Source organism: Pseudonocardia broussonetiae, from assembly GCF_013155125.1.
In the GTDB taxonomy this organism is placed as follows: Bacteria; Actinomycetota; Actinomycetes; order Mycobacteriales; family Pseudonocardiaceae; genus Pseudonocardia; species Pseudonocardia broussonetiae.
Genome location: NZ_CP053564.1, coordinates 4,435,241 through 4,449,136 on the forward strand (window position 1 = coordinate 4,435,241; position 13,896 = coordinate 4,449,136).

The 13,896-nt window shown below is 74.8% G+C and carries 14 protein-coding genes; 13 read left to right on the forward strand and 1 reads right to left on the reverse strand.

Annotated features, from left to right (window positions below; all coding sequences use genetic code 11):
* Positions 1-37 precede the first annotated feature (37 nt).
* From HOP40_RS21720 to HOP40_RS21780, 13 genes are all read left to right on the forward strand, one after another.
* Positions 38-988, forward strand: coding sequence for a carbohydrate kinase family protein (locus HOP40_RS21720; protein ID WP_172168793.1), 951 nt, complete (start codon positions 38-40; stop codon positions 986-988).
* The gene (locus tag HOP40_RS21725; protein WP_172161443.1) at positions 985-1,860 is read left to right on the forward strand and encodes a methylenetetrahydrofolate reductase; all 876 of its coding nucleotides are present in this window, start codon (positions 985-987) and stop codon (positions 1,858-1,860) included. Before HOP40_RS21720 ends, HOP40_RS21725 begins: the two co-directional genes overlap by 4 nt.
* Positions 1,860-2,789 carry a bifunctional 5,10-methylenetetrahydrofolate dehydrogenase/5,10-methenyltetrahydrofolate cyclohydrolase gene (locus HOP40_RS21730; protein ID WP_172161445.1) on the forward strand — a complete coding sequence of 310 codons (930 nt, stop codon included), beginning with the start codon at positions 1,860-1,862 and terminating at the stop codon, positions 2,787-2,789. The genes HOP40_RS21725 and HOP40_RS21730 overlap by 1 nt, the downstream gene beginning before the upstream one ends.
* Positions 2,786-3,646, forward strand: a complete 861-nt coding sequence (gene purU, locus HOP40_RS21735) for a formyltetrahydrofolate deformylase (protein WP_172161447.1) — start codon at positions 2,786-2,788, stop codon at positions 3,644-3,646. The genes HOP40_RS21730 and purU overlap by 4 nt, the downstream gene beginning before the upstream one ends.
* Positions 3,647-3,824: 178 nt before the next feature.
* Complete coding sequence (locus tag HOP40_RS21740; RefSeq protein ID WP_172161449.1) at positions 3,825-4,880, forward strand: ABC transporter ATP-binding protein; 1,056 nt, start codon at positions 3,825-3,827, stop codon at positions 4,878-4,880.
* A 95-nt stretch (positions 4,881-4,975) separates the two neighbouring features.
* On the forward strand, positions 4,976-6,502 hold the full coding sequence (locus HOP40_RS21745; RefSeq protein ID WP_172161451.1) for an ABC transporter substrate-binding protein: 1,527 nt from the start codon (positions 4,976-4,978) through the stop codon (positions 6,500-6,502).
* A gap of 28 nt (positions 6,503-6,530) precedes the next feature.
* Positions 6,531-7,478 carry an ABC transporter permease gene (locus tag HOP40_RS21750; protein WP_172161453.1) on the forward strand — a complete coding sequence of 316 codons (948 nt, stop codon included), beginning with the start codon at positions 6,531-6,533 and terminating at the stop codon, positions 7,476-7,478.
* Entirely contained in the window at positions 7,475-8,371 is an 897-nt protein-coding gene (locus HOP40_RS21755; RefSeq protein ID WP_172161455.1) for an ABC transporter permease, read from the forward strand. The genes HOP40_RS21750 and HOP40_RS21755 overlap by 4 nt, the downstream gene beginning before the upstream one ends.
* The gene (locus tag HOP40_RS21760; protein ID WP_172161457.1) at positions 8,368-9,465 is read left to right on the forward strand and encodes an ABC transporter ATP-binding protein; all 1,098 of its coding nucleotides are present in this window, start codon (positions 8,368-8,370) and stop codon (positions 9,463-9,465) included. Before HOP40_RS21755 ends, HOP40_RS21760 begins: the two co-directional genes overlap by 4 nt.
* 3 nt (positions 9,466-9,468) lie before the next feature.
* Entirely contained in the window at positions 9,469-9,894 is a 426-nt protein-coding gene (locus HOP40_RS21765; RefSeq protein ID WP_240157196.1) for a carboxymuconolactone decarboxylase family protein, read from the forward strand.
* A 54-nt stretch (positions 9,895-9,948) separates the two neighbouring features.
* Positions 9,949-11,394 (forward strand): flavin-containing monooxygenase, encoded by a 1,446-nt coding sequence (locus HOP40_RS21770; RefSeq protein ID WP_172161459.1) that lies wholly within the window; start codon positions 9,949-9,951, stop codon positions 11,392-11,394.
* Positions 11,391-12,380, forward strand: a complete 990-nt coding sequence (locus tag HOP40_RS21775; RefSeq protein WP_172161461.1) for an MBL fold metallo-hydrolase — start codon at positions 11,391-11,393, stop codon at positions 12,378-12,380. Before HOP40_RS21770 ends, HOP40_RS21775 begins: the two co-directional genes overlap by 4 nt.
* Positions 12,377-12,967 carry a carboxymuconolactone decarboxylase family protein gene (locus HOP40_RS21780; protein ID WP_172161463.1) on the forward strand — a complete coding sequence of 197 codons (591 nt, stop codon included), beginning with the start codon at positions 12,377-12,379 and terminating at the stop codon, positions 12,965-12,967. Before HOP40_RS21775 ends, HOP40_RS21780 begins: the two co-directional genes overlap by 4 nt.
* A gap of 10 nt (positions 12,968-12,977) precedes the next feature.
* Here the strand turns inward: HOP40_RS21780 and HOP40_RS21785 are convergent, their stop codons facing one another.
* Positions 12,978-13,880 (reverse strand): LysR substrate-binding domain-containing protein, encoded by a 903-nt coding sequence (locus HOP40_RS21785; protein ID WP_172161465.1) that lies wholly within the window; start codon positions 13,878-13,880, stop codon positions 12,978-12,980.
* Positions 13,881-13,896: the final 16 nt, after the last annotated feature.

A 13,896-nucleotide genomic window follows, 5' to 3' on the forward strand; every position in this document is an offset into this window, starting at 1 on the left:
GGTGCTGGTGGCGGGCTCGGTGGCGACCGACCACCTGATGCACTTCCCCGGCCGGTTCGCCGAGCACGTCGTCGCGGAGCACCTCGACCGGCTCTCGCTGAGCTTCCTGGTGGACGATCTCGAGGTCCGCCGCGGCGGCGTGGCCGCCAACATCGCCTACGGGCTCGGGCTCCTCGGCGCCGCCCCCGTGCTGGTCGCGGCGGTCGGCCACGACTTCGGGGAGTACCGCGCGTGGCTGGAGGCCCACGGGGTCGACTGCGGCGGGGTGCGGGTCTCGCCGACCGCGCACACCGCCCGGTTCACCTGCACCACCGACGACGACCAGTGCCAGCTCGCGTCCTTCTACCCCGGCGCGATGAGCGAGGCCCGGGAGATCCGGCTCGCGCCGCTCCTCGAGCGCCACGGGGCGCGGCTCGTCCTGGTCGGCGCGGACGACCCCGAGGCGATGCTCGCCCACACCGCCGAGGCGCGGGCGCTCGGCGTCCCGTTCGCCGCGGACCCGTCCCAGCAGCTCCCGAGGCTCGACGGGGAGCAGTGCCGCGCGCTCGTCGACGGCGCCCGCTACCTGTTCACCAACGCCTACGAGTGGGAGCTGCTCGGCAGGCGGACCGGGTGGGCCGCCGACGCGGTCGCGCACCGGACCGGCACCCGCGTGACGACGCTCGGCGGCGACGGCGTCCTGGTCGTCGAGGGCGGGGTGGAGCGGCACGTGAAGGCGGTGCCCGCCGACGAGGTCGTCGACCCGACGGGCGGGGGCGACGGGTTCCGCGCCGGGTTCCTCGCCGCGGTCGGGCACGGCCTGGGCGCGGAGCGGGCCGCGCAGCTCGGCGCGCTCGTCGCCACCTCGGTCCTGGAGAGCGCCGGTGCCCAGGAGTGGAGCCTCGACCCGGAGCGCGACCTGGCCCGGCTCACCGACGCCTACGGCCCTGCCGCGGCCGCGGACCTGCAGCCGCTGCTGCGGGCCGCCCCGGCCCGGGTGGCCCGGTGAGGCCCGCGACGACCGGCGCGGAGCCGGTGGCCGTGCGCGCCGCGCTCGCGGCGGCCCTGCGCGAGGCGTCCTACGAGGTGCTGCCGCTGCGCGGCGCCGAGGACCGCGTGCTGGGCAGCGTCCCGCGCGAGGTGCCCCTGACCGTCACCACCACGGAGGCGCGGGGGCTGGAGCCCACCCTCGACCTGGCCGTGCGGCTCACCGCCGCGGGGTACCGGGCGGCGCCGCACCTGGCGGCCCGGATGTTCCGCGACGCCGCCCACCTGCATGACGTGCTGCGCCGCCTGCGGGAGGCGCGCGTCGACGGCGTCTTCGTGATCGGCGGCGACGGCCCGGCGCCGGCGGGGCCGTTCCCCGACGCGCTGAGCCTGCTGGAGGCGCTCGACCACGAGGGCGGGCCGTTCGGGTCGGTCGGGATCGGCGGCTACCCGGAGGGCCACGGCCGGATCGAGGAGGCGCTGATCGAGCGGGCGCTCGTGGCGAAGGCGCCGCACGCGACGCACGTCGTCACGCAGCTGTGCTTCGACGCCGCCGCCACGGTCCGGTGGGCCCGGCGGATCCGCGAGGACGGCGTGGCGCTGCCGGTCCGCGTCGGCGTGCCCGGCCCCGTGGCCCGGACCAAGCTGGTGCGGATCGCCGCGGGACTGGGCCTGGGCCAGTCGGCGCGCTTCCTCGCCAAGCAGCAGAACCTGGTCGGGCGCTTCCTGCTGCCCGGCGGGTACCGGCCGGACCGCCTGGTCCGCAGGCTCGCCCCGACGCTCGCGCAGCCGGACGGGGTGCTGGCGGGGCTGCACGTCTACACCTTCAACGAGCTGGCCTCCACCGAGGCGTGGCGGCAGCGCTGGCTCGCCCGGCTCGCCGAGGCGGCCTGATGGCCGCCGCGGTGATGGACGGGCGCGAGTGCGCCCGCGCGCTGGCGGTCGGCCTGGCCGACGAGGTGCGCCGGCTGGCCGACCGGGGCGGCCGGGCCGCGCTGGCGGTCGTCTCGGCCGGCTCCGACCACGGCGCCACGGTCTACGGGCGCCGGCTGCGGCGGCTCGCCGGCGAGCTCGGGATCGGGCACGTCGCCCGCCCGCTCCCGGCCGGCGCCACGCAGGCGGACGTGCTCGGGGTGGTCGCCCGGCTCAACGAGGACCCCGCGGTCTCCGGGATCCTCGTCCTGCGGCCGCTGCCGCCGCACGTCGACGAGGCGGCCGTGTTCCGGGCGCTCTCGCCGGACAAGGACGTGGAGTCCGTGCACCCGGAGAACGCCGGCCTGCTGGCGCTGGGGGTGCCGCGGTTCGTCCCGTCGACGCCGGCCGCCGTGTTCCACCTGCTCGACACCTGGCTCGACGCGGCGGGGGAGGACCGGGCCGACTTCTACCACCGCTCGCGGATCGTCGTGGTCGGCCGCTCCAACACCGTCGGGAAGCCCGCCGTGGCCCTGGGGTGTGCGCGCGAGGCGTCCGTCGGGTCCGTCGACGTGTGGGCCGACCGCACGGGCGGCCTCGGCCGCCACACCCGGTGGGCCGACGTCCTCGTGGTGGCGGCAGGGCGGCCCGGGCTCATCCGGGCCGAGCACGTCGCGCCCGGGGCGATCGTCGTCGACGTCGGGATCAACGCGGTCACGGGACCCGACGGCCGCACGCGGACCGTCGGCGACGTCGACGCGGCGTCCGTCGCGCCCCGGGCCCGCGCGCTCACCCCGGTGCCCGGGGGCGTCGGGCCGGTCACGGACGTCTGGCTGCTGCGCAGCACCGTCCGCGCCGCGGCCCGGCGCCTCGAACCCGACACCGGCCGGACCCTGCTGGAGGTGCCATGACCACGCGCGGCGTGCTGCTGCTCTCGTGCCCGGACGCGCCCGGGATCGTCCACGCGGTCTCGGGCGTGCTCGTGCAGGAGGGCTGCACGATCCTGTCGAGCCAGCAGTTCGGCAGCGCCCTGGACGGCGGGACGTTCTTCATGCGGGTCGAGTTCGCCCGCCCGGACGGGTCGCCCGTGGACCTGCCGGTCCTGCGGGCGCGCACGGCGGAGCTCGCCGACCGGTTCGGGATGACCTGGCGGCTGGTCGACCCGACGCGGCCCCTGCGGGTCGTGCTGATGGTGAGCCGGTTCCTGCACTGCCTCAACGACCTGCTGTTCCGCAACTCGATCGGCGAGCTCAACCTCGACGTCGTCGCTGTGGTGTCCAACCACCCCGACGCCGGCCGGCTGGCCGACAGCCACGGGGTCCCGTTCCGGCACGTGCCGGTCACCGGCGAGACCAAGGGCCGGGCCGAGGCGGAGCTGCTCGACCTGGTCGACCGGGAACGCGTGGACCTGGTGGTGCTGGCGCGCTACATGCAGATCCTCTCCGACGATGCCTGCAAGCACCTCGAGGGCCGCGCCATCAACATCCACCACTCGATGCTGCCCAGCTTCAAGGGCGCGCGGCCCTACCAGCAGGCGCACGTGCGCGGGGTCAAGTTCATCGGGGCGACGGCGCACTACGCGACCGCCGACCTCGACGAGGGACCGATCATCGAGCAGGACCTCATCCGCGTCGACCACACCCTGGATCCCGGGCAGCTCGCCGCGCGGGGCCGCGAGGTCGAGAGCCGTGCGCTGGCCCGCGCGGTGCGCTGGCACGCGGAGAACCGGATCGCGGTCCACGGCAACCGCACCGTGGTGTTCCCCTGAGCGGGAGGCCCGGACCGTTGACCTGGGGTCAACAGCGGGCGGCCTTCTCGTCGCCCGGGAGGGTGATCGCAGCGTCGTACGATGCTGTGGTCCTGATCACGTGCGGTCCACCGCCAGTGCAGGGCACCGGGAGCGGTGCCGTTCGGACACGAATCGTTGACGCGACGGAGCGAGTTCAATGAGCAGTGACACCGGGCTCGACGCAGACCCCACCGCGACGGCCGAGCCCCTGCTCGTCGTCGACGGGCTGACCATCGACCTGGCGGGCGAGGTCGCGCAGCGCGGCATCCTCGCGGACGTCTCGTTCACCGTCGCGCACGGTGAGTCGGTCGCCCTGATCGGGGAGTCCGGCTGCGGCAAGACGATGACGGCGATGGCCGTGCTCGGGCTGCTGCCCCGCGGGTTCACCGTGGCCGCGGGCCAGATCCGGCTCGACGGCCGCGACCTGCTCACGAGCAGCCAGCGGCAGCTGCGCGCGGTGCGCGGCCGGTCCATCGGGGCGGTGTTCCAGGAGCCGATGAGCAGCCTGGACCCGACGATGCGCGTCGGCGACCAGATCGCCGAGGCCCGGCGGCTGCACCTGGGCGAGAGCCGGAGGACGGCGCTCGCGCGGGCCGTCGAGCTGCTCGACCGCGTCGGGATCGCCAACGCCGCCCGGCGCCTGCACAGCTACCCGCACGAGCTCAGCGGCGGGATGCAGCAGCGCGCCATGATCGCCTCCGCCATCGCCTGCGACCCCGCACTGGTGCTGGCCGACGAGCCGACCACGGCGCTCGACGTGACCATCCAGGCCGAGATCCTCGAGCTGCTGCGCGAGCTGCGCCGCGAGCAGGGGATCGCGGTGCTGCTGGTGACCCACGACCTCGGCGTGGTCGCCGACTTCTGCGACCGCGTCGTGGCGATGTACGCCGGAACGGTCGTCGAGCGGGCCGGCGTCGACGAGCTCTTCGCCGACCCGCGGCACCCCTACACCCGCGCCCTGCTCGACGCCGTCCCGCAGGCCGGTGACCCGCGCACGATCCTGCCGGTGATCCCCGGACGCGTCCCCGCCGCGGGCCGCTTCCCCGGCGGGTGCCGGTTCGAGCCCCGCTGCGCCCACGGGGGCGACCCGCGCTGCCTCGCCCCGCAGCACGAGACCGCGGTGGCGGCGCGGCGGACCATCCGCTGCGCCCGCGGCGCCGACGGCGACGCCGTCGCCGTGCCCGGCGCGCGCGGGCTGACCGCCGCGCCCTGACCGCACCCCGCCCGCGGCGCACCGGCCGCGGCGCCTGCGCACCTCCCGCACCCCGGTTCCGGGCCGACGACGCCCCCCGACCAGTAAGGAACGCCATGAGAAAGCTGTCCAGGCTGCTCGCGATCCTCGCGATCTCCGCACTGACCGCATCGCTGGCCGCGTGCGGCTCGTCGGAGACGGGGTCCGGCTCCGACGAGAGGAGCAGGCTGACGATCGGCGCCGCCGCGGTGCCGTCGTCGCTCGACCCGCGCAGGTCCGCCCCGTACGAGGCGCAGTGGATCGGGATGCTCTACGACACGCTGGTCCAGCGGGCCCCGGACGGCACCTTCACCCCGGCGCTCGCCGAGAGCTGGACGCTGTCCGAGGACGCGCGCACCCTCGACCTCACGCTGCGCCCCGGCGTCACCTTCCAGGACGGCGCGCCCTTCGACGCCGCGGCCGTCAAGGCCAACCTCGACGCCTCGCGGGCCGGGGGCACGAACTTCTCCGGTCAGCTCACCAACATCGAGTCGGTGGAGGCCGTCGACGAGCGGCAGGTCCGGATCCGGCTGACGGACTCCGCCGCGCCGCTTCTCGGGGTGCTGGCCGGCGAGGCGGGGATGATCATCAGCCCGGCGTCGCTGGGCGAGGACCTGTCCCAGCGGTCCGCGGGCGCGGGGCCGTACACCCTCGACCGCTTCGAGGGCCAGCGCCTGCAGTTCACGGCCTGGGACGGCTACTGGAACGCCTCCGCCGTGCGGGTCGGCGGCGTGGACCTCGACGTGTTCATCGACGACAGCGCGCGCCTGCGGGCCCTGCGCTCGGGCCAGCTGGACACCGCGTTCATCATCCCGGCGCAGGTGCGCGAGGTGGAGTCGACCGATCTGCAGGTGGCCCGCCCCGACACGGCCGAGTCCTTCTGGGGGGTGCTGGTCAACACCGGCCGCCGCGAGTTCGGCGACCCCCTCGTCCGGCAGGCGATGATGCTCGCGCTCGACCGCACCGCGATCGCCCGTGCCGTGTTCGGCGAGGACGGCTGCACCCCGAGCGCCCAGCCCTTCGACCCGAACGACTGGGCGCACTCCGACGAGCTCGACGCGCTGCCCGCCGCGCAGTACGACCCGGCGCGGGCGCGCCAGCTCATGGCGCAGGCCGGCCTGAGCGGCGGCTTCGACTTCGAGCTGCAGGTCGGCACGGCCCAGAACTACACCCAGATCGGCCAGATCCTGCAGGCGCAGTGGGGCGAGATCGGGATCCGCGTCAACGTCCGGCCGATGGAGAACGTCCAGTTCGTCACCGCCCGCCGCCAGGGCGACTTCGACGGCACCGTCTCGGTCTACCTCAACGCCCGGCCCGACCAGAGCGCGGTCGTCCGCAACTTCTACCTGCCCGGCGGGATCTTCAACCCCGGGGGCTACGACCTCCCCGGCACCGCGGAGCTGCTCGCCGAGTCCTCCTCCAGCCTCGAGCCGGAGGGCCGGGCCCCGGCCATGCACGAGCTGATGACCAACGTGCTGAACGACGGCCCGCCGATCATGCCCATCTGCGTGGCCCCGCGGCTCGCGGCGTACCAGCCCTACGTCCAGGACCTCGACATGACGCTGGAGACCAAGTTCACCGACGTCGCCGTCGCGTCCTCATGAGGGCGCGGGGACGGCGCGGGTGGTCCCGGTGAGGCCCGCCGCGGTGCTCACCCGGATCGGCGGCGGGCTGATCGTGCTGTGGCTGGTCTCGCTGCTGACCTTCTCGCTGCTGCAGCTCGTGCCCGGCGACCCCGCCGAGCTGATCGCCGGCGACAGCGCGTCGCCGGAGCGCGTCCTGCAGATCCGCACCGAGCTCGGCCTCGACCGGCCGCTGCCGGCCCAGTACGCGACCTGGCTGGGCGGGATCGTGCAGGGCGACCTGGGGACGTCGATCTTCACCGGTGACCCGGTGACCGACGCGATCGTGCGCGCCGCACCGGCCACCCTGTCGATCACCGTGGTGGCGCTGCTCATCGCGGTCGTCGTCGGCGTCCCCGCGGGGGTCGTCGCGGGGCTGCGGCAGGGCAGCTGGGTGGACCGGACGGTGTCCCTGCTGGCCACCATCGGCATCGCGATGCCGGGCTTCTGGGTCGCGATGCTCCTGGTGCTGGTCCTCGCGCTCGGCTTCTCCTGGCTCCCGGCCACGGGCTACTCGCCGATCGGCGACGGGGTGGGGGAGTGGCTCTCCCACGTCATCATCCCGTCGACGGCGCTCGGCCTGGCCACCGCGGCCGAGCTCGCCCGGCACGCCAGGGGGTGCGTGTCGGACGTGCTCGAGCGGCCCTACATCCGCACGGCACGGGCCCGCGGGGCGCACCCGGTGTGGCTGGTGCGCCACCACGTCCTGCGCAACGCCGCCATCCCGGTGGTGACCGTGCTCGGCCTGCAGGCCGGACGCCTGCTCGGCGGCTCGATCGTCATCGAGATGGTGTGCGGCATCGACGGGCTCGGCACGCTCGCGATCAACGCGATCCTGCAGCGCGACTTCCCGATCCTGCAGGGCTACGTCCTGCTCGCCGCCGCCATCGTCGTCGTGATCAACCTGGTCGTCGACGGCGTGTACAGCTGGCTCAACCCGAAGGTGCGCACGTCATGACCACCACATCGATCCCCGCACCGGTGACGGGCCGGGAGGTGCCGGCCGCACCCGTCTCGCCGCGCCGGCGCACCGTGCGGCTGCTGCTGCGCCGGCCCTCGACCGTCGTGGCGCTCGGGTTCGTGCTGCTCCTGGCGGCGCTGGCCGCGCTGGCGCCGTGGGTCTCGCCCTACGACCCCTTCGCCCAGGACCTCGAGAACGCGTTCGCGCCCTGGTCGGCCGAGCACCTGCTGGGCACCGACGACCTGGGCCGCGACGTCGCCTCCCGGCTGCTGCACGCGATCCGGCTCGCCCTGCTCTCCCCGCTGATCTCGGTCGGGGTGGCGCTCGTCCTCGGCGTCCCGGCGGGCCTGTGGGCCGGGCTGTCCCGCGGCTCCGTCGACGCCGTGCTGAGCCGGATCGCCGACGCCCTGCTCAGCCTGCCGGGCCTCGCGTTCGCGCTGGCGATCATCGCGGTCGTGGGCCCGGGCCTGACCAACGTGATGGTCGCGCTGGGCGTGGTGTTCGCGCCGACGCTGTTCCGGGTCATCCGGGGCGCGGCGATGGCCGTCGCGCAGGAGCCGTTCATCGACGCCGCGCGGTCCATCGGCTGCTCGACCTCCCGCATCCTGCGGGTGCACGTGCTGCCGAACGTCGCCGCCCCGCTGCTGGTGCAGGCCACGATCCTGATGGGGCTCGCGCTCCTGTCCGAGGCGGGCCTGAGCTTCCTCGGGCTGGGCGTCCAGCCGCCGGAGTCGAGCTGGGGCTCCATGCTGCGGACCGCCTACGAGAACCAGTTCGAGGCGCCCCTGGCGGTGCTCCCGCCCGGCATCGCCGTCGTCCTGACCGTGCTCGCGTTCAACACCATCGGCGACGCCATCCGCGACGCCATGTCGGCCCGGGGGCAGCGATGACCGGCACGGGGACAGGGACGACCGGCACCGCGCACGCCACCACCGGGGCGCCCGGCACGAACGGGCACCACCCAGCCGGGACGCGCGGGCTCAGCGCGCGGGGCCTGGTCAAGACCTACCCCCTGGCCCGCAACGTGTTCGGCCGCCCGACCAGCCGGGTCCGGGCCGTCGACGGGGTCGACCTCGAGGTGACCGCGGGCATGACGGTCGGGGTGGTGGGCGAGTCCGGCTCGGGCAAGTCCACCCTCGGCCGCCTGGCCTCGCTGCTGGACCGGCCGGACTCCGGGACCGTCGTGCTCGACGGCCGCGACACGGCCCGCCTGCGCGGGCGGGAGCTGTCGGAGGTGCGCCGCAGCCTGCAGGTCGTGTTCCAGGACCCGTTCGGGTCCCTCGACCCGACCAAGACGATCGCCCACGCGGTCGCCGAGCCCCTGCTCGTGCACGGCAGGGTCCGGCGCTGGGGCACCACGGCGGCCGCGGAGGAGCTGCTCGCGCGCGTCGGGCTCGACGCCGGGCTCGCCCGCCGGTACCCCGAACAGCTCTCCGGCGGCCAGCGCCAGCGGGTCTGCATCGCCAGGGCGCTCGCGCTCGACCCGTGGCTGCTGGTCGCGGACGAGCCGACCTCGGCGCTGGACCTCTCGACCCGGTCGGAGATCCTCAACCTGCTCCTCACGCTGCAGCAGGAGACCGGCCTGTCCGTCCTGCTGGTCTCGCACGACTTCGCGACCGTCCAGCACCTGGCCCACCGGGTCGCGGTGATGTACCTGGGGCGCATCGTCGAGGAGGGGCCCACCCTCGACGTGGTGCGGGAGCCGCTGCACCCGTACACGAAGGCGCTGCTGTCCGCGGTGCCCGTGCCCGACCCGCAGGTCCAGCGCGGCCGCCGGCGCATCCTGCTGCACGGCGACGCGCCGAACCCGGCGGACCCGCCGTCGGGGTGCCGGTTCCGCACCCGCTGCGCCTACGCCATGCCGTCCTGCGCGGAGGTCGACCCGCAGCTGGAGACGGTCGGCACCGGGCACCGGGTGGCCTGCCTGCTGCACAGCGAACCCGGCACGCCGGCCGGGGCCCCGTCCCCGCGAACGGAGGGCTGACCGGTGCGCGACGCGCAGGACGAGGGCGTGGCCGAGGGACTGGCCGTGCGCCGGGAGGTGTTCGGGACCGAGCTGGTCGACCAGAACTACACGCGCGCCTCGGCGTTCGGCCGCCCGGCCCAGGACTGGATCGCCGGAGCGGTCTGGGCGGACGTGTGGACGCGCGACGGCCTGGACCGGCGGACCCGCAGCCTCGTGACGCTGGCGATGCTCACCGCCCTCAACCGCCCCACCGAGTTCGAGTCGCACGTCCGCGCGGCGGTGACCAACGGCTGCACCGTCGCCGACATCCAGGAGCTGCTCCTGCACACCGCGCCCTACTGCGGCGCCCCCGCGGCGCTGCAGGCGTTCCGGCAGGCCGAGCGGGTGCTGTCGGAGCGGGCGCTGACCGAACCGGACCGGGGCGCGCCCGGATCCGCCACGAGCTGAACGGAGGACCACATCGTGCGCAACCGGCGCAGGGTGCCCCGACGGACGATCAGGGTGGGGATCATCGGAGCCGGTTTCGGCGGCATCGCCGCCGCGATCAAGCTCCGGCAGCGGACCTCGGCCACGTTCACGATCTTCGAGCAGTCCGGGGACGTGGGTGGCACCTGGTACGACAACCGCTACCCCGGCTGCGAGGTCGACATCCCCTCGCACGCCTACAGCTTCTCCTTCCACCACCACGACTGGACGCGGACCCACGCGCGCCAGCCCGAGCTGCTCGCCTACGCCAACGAGGTCGTCGACACCTACGGGCTCCGCCCGCACATCCGGCTGGGCACCAGGGTCACCGAGGTCCTCTGGGACGAGAACGAGCTGCACCACGAGGTCCGCACCGCCGACGGCGAGAGCCACGTGTTCGACGTCGTGATCTCCGCGCTCGGACTGCTGAGCGTGCCCAACGACCCGGACTGGCCCGGGCTCGAGGACTTCGCCGGTCCCGCCTTCCACACCTCGCGGTGGCGCGAGGACGTCGACCTGCGGGACAAGCGGGTGGCCGTGGTCGGCACGGGCTCGACCGCCGCGCAGATCGTGCCCGGCATCGCCGACGCCGTCCGGTCCCTGGTGGTGTTCCAGCGCGAGCCCGGCTGGGTCGAGCCCAAGCAGGAGCGGGCCTTCACCGCCCGCGAGCGGTGGGTCTACCGGCACGTGCCGGGCGCGCAGCGGCTGCACCGCGCGGTGCTGTTCGGGCGCTCCCTCGCCCGCGTCAAGGCCTACGACGCCACGAGCCGGATGCAGGACACGATGCGCAGCCGCTGCCTCGACTACATCCGGCGGACCGTGCACGATCCCGCCACCCGCGAGGCCGTGACGCCGGACTACCCGTGGGGGTGCAAGCGCCCGGTGCTGGCCTCGACGTTCTACGAGGCCCTGAACCTCCCGCACGTCGACCTGGTCCCGCACCCCGTGACGTCGGCGACCGGGACGGGCCTGGTCGACGCGCGGGGCGTGCACCACGACGTCGACGTCCTCGTCCTGAGCACCGGGTTCCAGCCGACCCGGTTCCTGGCGGGGCTCGACGTCCGGGGCATCGACAAGCGCAGCATCCACGACGCCTGGAAGGAGCGGGCGTCGGCGTTCCTCGGCGTCACGGTGGCCGGTTTCCCGAACTTCTTCGTCCTCTACGGGCCCAACACCAACGGCGGGTTCTCGATCATCGCCCAGCTCGAGCGGCAGGCCGAGGTCGCCGCCCGGGCCGTGCGCCGGCTCGAGCTCGGCACGGACTACGTCGACACCGACGAGCGGGCCCAGCGGCGCTACGTCGCCTGGATCGACGACCAGATCGCCCGCAAGGCCTCGGCGATGGAGTCGGGCTGCCGCAACTACTACCACTCCCCGGGAGGGGCCAACGTGACCCAGTGGCCGGGTTCGCACCTGAAGTACCTGGTGGTGACGCGCTTGCTGGACCGGTGGGGCATCCGCTCGTTCGCGGTGCCGCGATGACGCACCCGGTCCGGGCCCACGGCCGCGGCGCCGGCACGCCCGAGCGGCGGTTCCGCGTCGGCGACGTGACGGTGACGCCGCTGGTCCAGTTCCACTACCGCGTCCACCCGCGGCGCTTCTTCGGCGACCTCGATCCCGCGTCGCTCGACCCGGGCGCCTGGTACCGGCAGCCGCCCTACTGCGACGACGGGTTCCTCGTCATCGACATGGGCGGGTTCCTGGTCCGCACCCCGACGCGGACCGTCCTCGTCGACGTCGGCGTCGGGAACGGCAAGACGCGGCCCAACCCCTGCTTCGACCACCGCGACGACGACTGGTTCGGGGCGCTGGAACGGGCGGGCGCGACGGCCGACGAGGTCGACACCGTCGTGTTCACCCACCTGCACGTCGACCACGTCGGCTTCGCGACGCGCTCCGACGGCTCGGCGTGGGTGCCGGCGTTCCCCTCCGCGCGGTACCTCACCACCGCCGCCGAGCTGGACTACTGGACGGGCGCCTCGGCCGGGGGGTTCCGCGACGTGCTCGGCGGCTACGTCGACGACAGCGTGCTGCCGCTGCGGGCCGCGGGCGTGCTCGACCTGGTGGAGCCGGACCTGCGGATCTGCGACGAGCTCCGGCTGCTCCCGGCCGCGGGGCACACCCCCGGCAACGTGTGCGTCGAGGTGGAGTCCGGCGGGCAGCAGGCCGTCTTCGCCGGCGACATGGTCCACCACGCCCTCCAGCTGGCCTTCCCGTGGAGGAGCACGGACTTCTGCGTCCACGCCGCCGACGCGGGCGAGGCGAGGCAGCGGCTGCTGCGCGACATCGCCGACCGCGACGTCCTGCTGTTCCCGGCCCACTTCCCCGACTCGGCCCCGGGCCGGGTCGTCACCGACCCGGCCGGGGGCTACCGGTACGAGGTGGTCGAGGGGGAGCCGGTGCGACCCCCGACCGCCACCGCGACCGCCACCGCCACCGGGAGCCACCGCGACGAGGAGGAACGATGACCGAGCGCCTGACCCGCCTGCGGCCCGAGGACATGAGCGAGGAGCAGGCCGGCATCTACGCCTGCTTCACCGGCGGCAGGCGGGCCGACCCCCGCTCCGCCTTCTCCCTGCTGCACCCCGACGGCGGCCTCGTCGGCCCCCCGGACGCCTGGCTGCGCAGCCCGCCGCTGGGGCGGGTGCTCGAGCGGATCGGGTGGGTCCTGCGCTTCGAGCTCGCCCTCTCCGACCGGTCCCGGGAGATCGCGATCCTGCTCCACGCCTTCCACCGGAACAGCCCCTTCGAGCTGTACGCGCACCGGCGGGCGGGCCTCGCGTCGGGCCTCACGGACGCCGAGATCGAGGGACTCGCCTCGCGCACCGCGCCGGAGTTCCGGTCCGCCGAGGAGCGCCTGGTGTTCCTCACGACGCAGGCGGTCCTCGACCGGCGCGACCTCGACGACGCCGAGTACGCCGCGGCCGTCGCGGAGCTGGGGGAGCGCAGGCTGTTCGAGCTGCTCACGCTCCTGGGGTACTACGACCTGGTCGCCACGCAGCTGGCGGTGTTCCGGGTGCAGCCGCCGCCGGAGGCGGGGTCGGCGGCCGGGTAGCCCGGGACCGTCACGACCCGCCGTCGCGGGACACGCAGAAGTCGATGAGCGCCTGGGCCCGGCGGGTCAGCCGCGTCCGGGTGGGCCAGGCGAGGACGGCCCGGCGCTCCTGCGTCGGGTCGGAGATGGCGCGCGAGGCGATGGGCAGGCCCTCGAAGCTGACGTCGGTCGGCCAGCGCTGCACCAGGATCGAGTAGCCCACGCCGCGCGCGACGAGGCAGCGCACGACCTCGATGTTCGAGCTGAGGTGGCGCAGGCGGGGGACCAGCCCGGCGTCGGCCAGCATCCGGGCGGCGTTCCGCGCGCTGGGGACGTCGAACATGATCAGGGGCTCGGCGGCGATCTCGGCGAGCGCGATGCTCTCCTGCTCGGCGAGGGGGTGGTCGGCCGCCAGGATGAGGTAGGGACGGGTCGTGCGGATCGGCACGGTCGACAGGCCCGAGCCCTCGTCGACGTCGTAGAGGAACGCGAGCTCGCACCGGCCGTCGAGCAGCGCCTCGCGCAGGTCGTCGGCGGCGCCCTCGGTGACCTGCACGTCCAGGGCCGGGTGGCGGCCGGCGAACTCGTCGAGGACCGGCGGGATGAGGAACGGCGCGAGCGTGACGTAGCAGCCCACCGCCAGCGTCCCGCTGACCTGGCCGCCGGTCGCGGAGGCGAGCGCCTGCAGCTCGTCGGCGCTCCCGAGCAGCCGGCGGGCGTCGAGCAGCAGGCCGTGGCCGGCCTCGGTGAGCACCGCTCCCTTGGCCCTCCGCCGCACGAGGAGCTGGACGCCCAGGTGGCGCTCCAGGTCGCGGATCGCGAGGGACACGCCGGCCTGCGAGGCGCCGCAGCGCTCGGCGCCGCCGCTGATCGAGCCGGCGTCGGCGACCGCCACGAAGAACTCCAGCTGGCGCAGCGAGAACCGCACGGTCATAAGAGATCCCTATGAA

Excerpts from the sequence above, each read along its gene's own strand:
- HOP40_RS21755 (WP_172161455.1), top strand. The coding sequence starts at position 7,475 with ATGACCACCACATCGATCCCCGCACCGGTGACGGGCCGGGAGGTGCCG.
- purU (WP_172161447.1), top strand. The coding sequence starts at position 2,786 with ATGACCACGCGCGGCGTGCTGCTGCTCTCGTGCCCGGACGCGCCCGGG.
- HOP40_RS21745 (WP_172161451.1), top strand. The coding sequence starts at position 4,976 with ATGAGAAAGCTGTCCAGGCTGCTCGCGATCCTCGCGATCTCCGCACTG.
- HOP40_RS21720 (WP_172168793.1), top strand. The coding sequence starts at position 38 with ATGCACTTCCCCGGCCGGTTCGCCGAGCACGTCGTCGCGGAGCACCTC.
- HOP40_RS21780 (WP_172161463.1), top strand. The coding sequence starts at position 12,377 with ATGACCGAGCGCCTGACCCGCCTGCGGCCCGAGGACATGAGCGAGGAG.
- HOP40_RS21760 (WP_172161457.1), top strand. The coding sequence starts at position 8,368 with ATGACCGGCACGGGGACAGGGACGACCGGCACCGCGCACGCCACCACC.
- HOP40_RS21775 (WP_172161461.1), top strand. The coding sequence starts at position 11,391 with ATGACGCACCCGGTCCGGGCCCACGGCCGCGGCGCCGGCACGCCCGAG.
- HOP40_RS21730 (WP_172161445.1), top strand. The coding sequence starts at position 1,860 with ATGGCCGCCGCGGTGATGGACGGGCGCGAGTGCGCCCGCGCGCTGGCG.
- HOP40_RS21785 (WP_172161465.1), bottom strand. The coding sequence starts at position 13,880 with ATGACCGTGCGGTTCTCGCTGCGCCAGCTGGAGTTCTTCGTGGCGGTC.
- HOP40_RS21740 (WP_172161449.1), top strand. The coding sequence starts at position 3,825 with ATGAGCAGTGACACCGGGCTCGACGCAGACCCCACCGCGACGGCCGAG.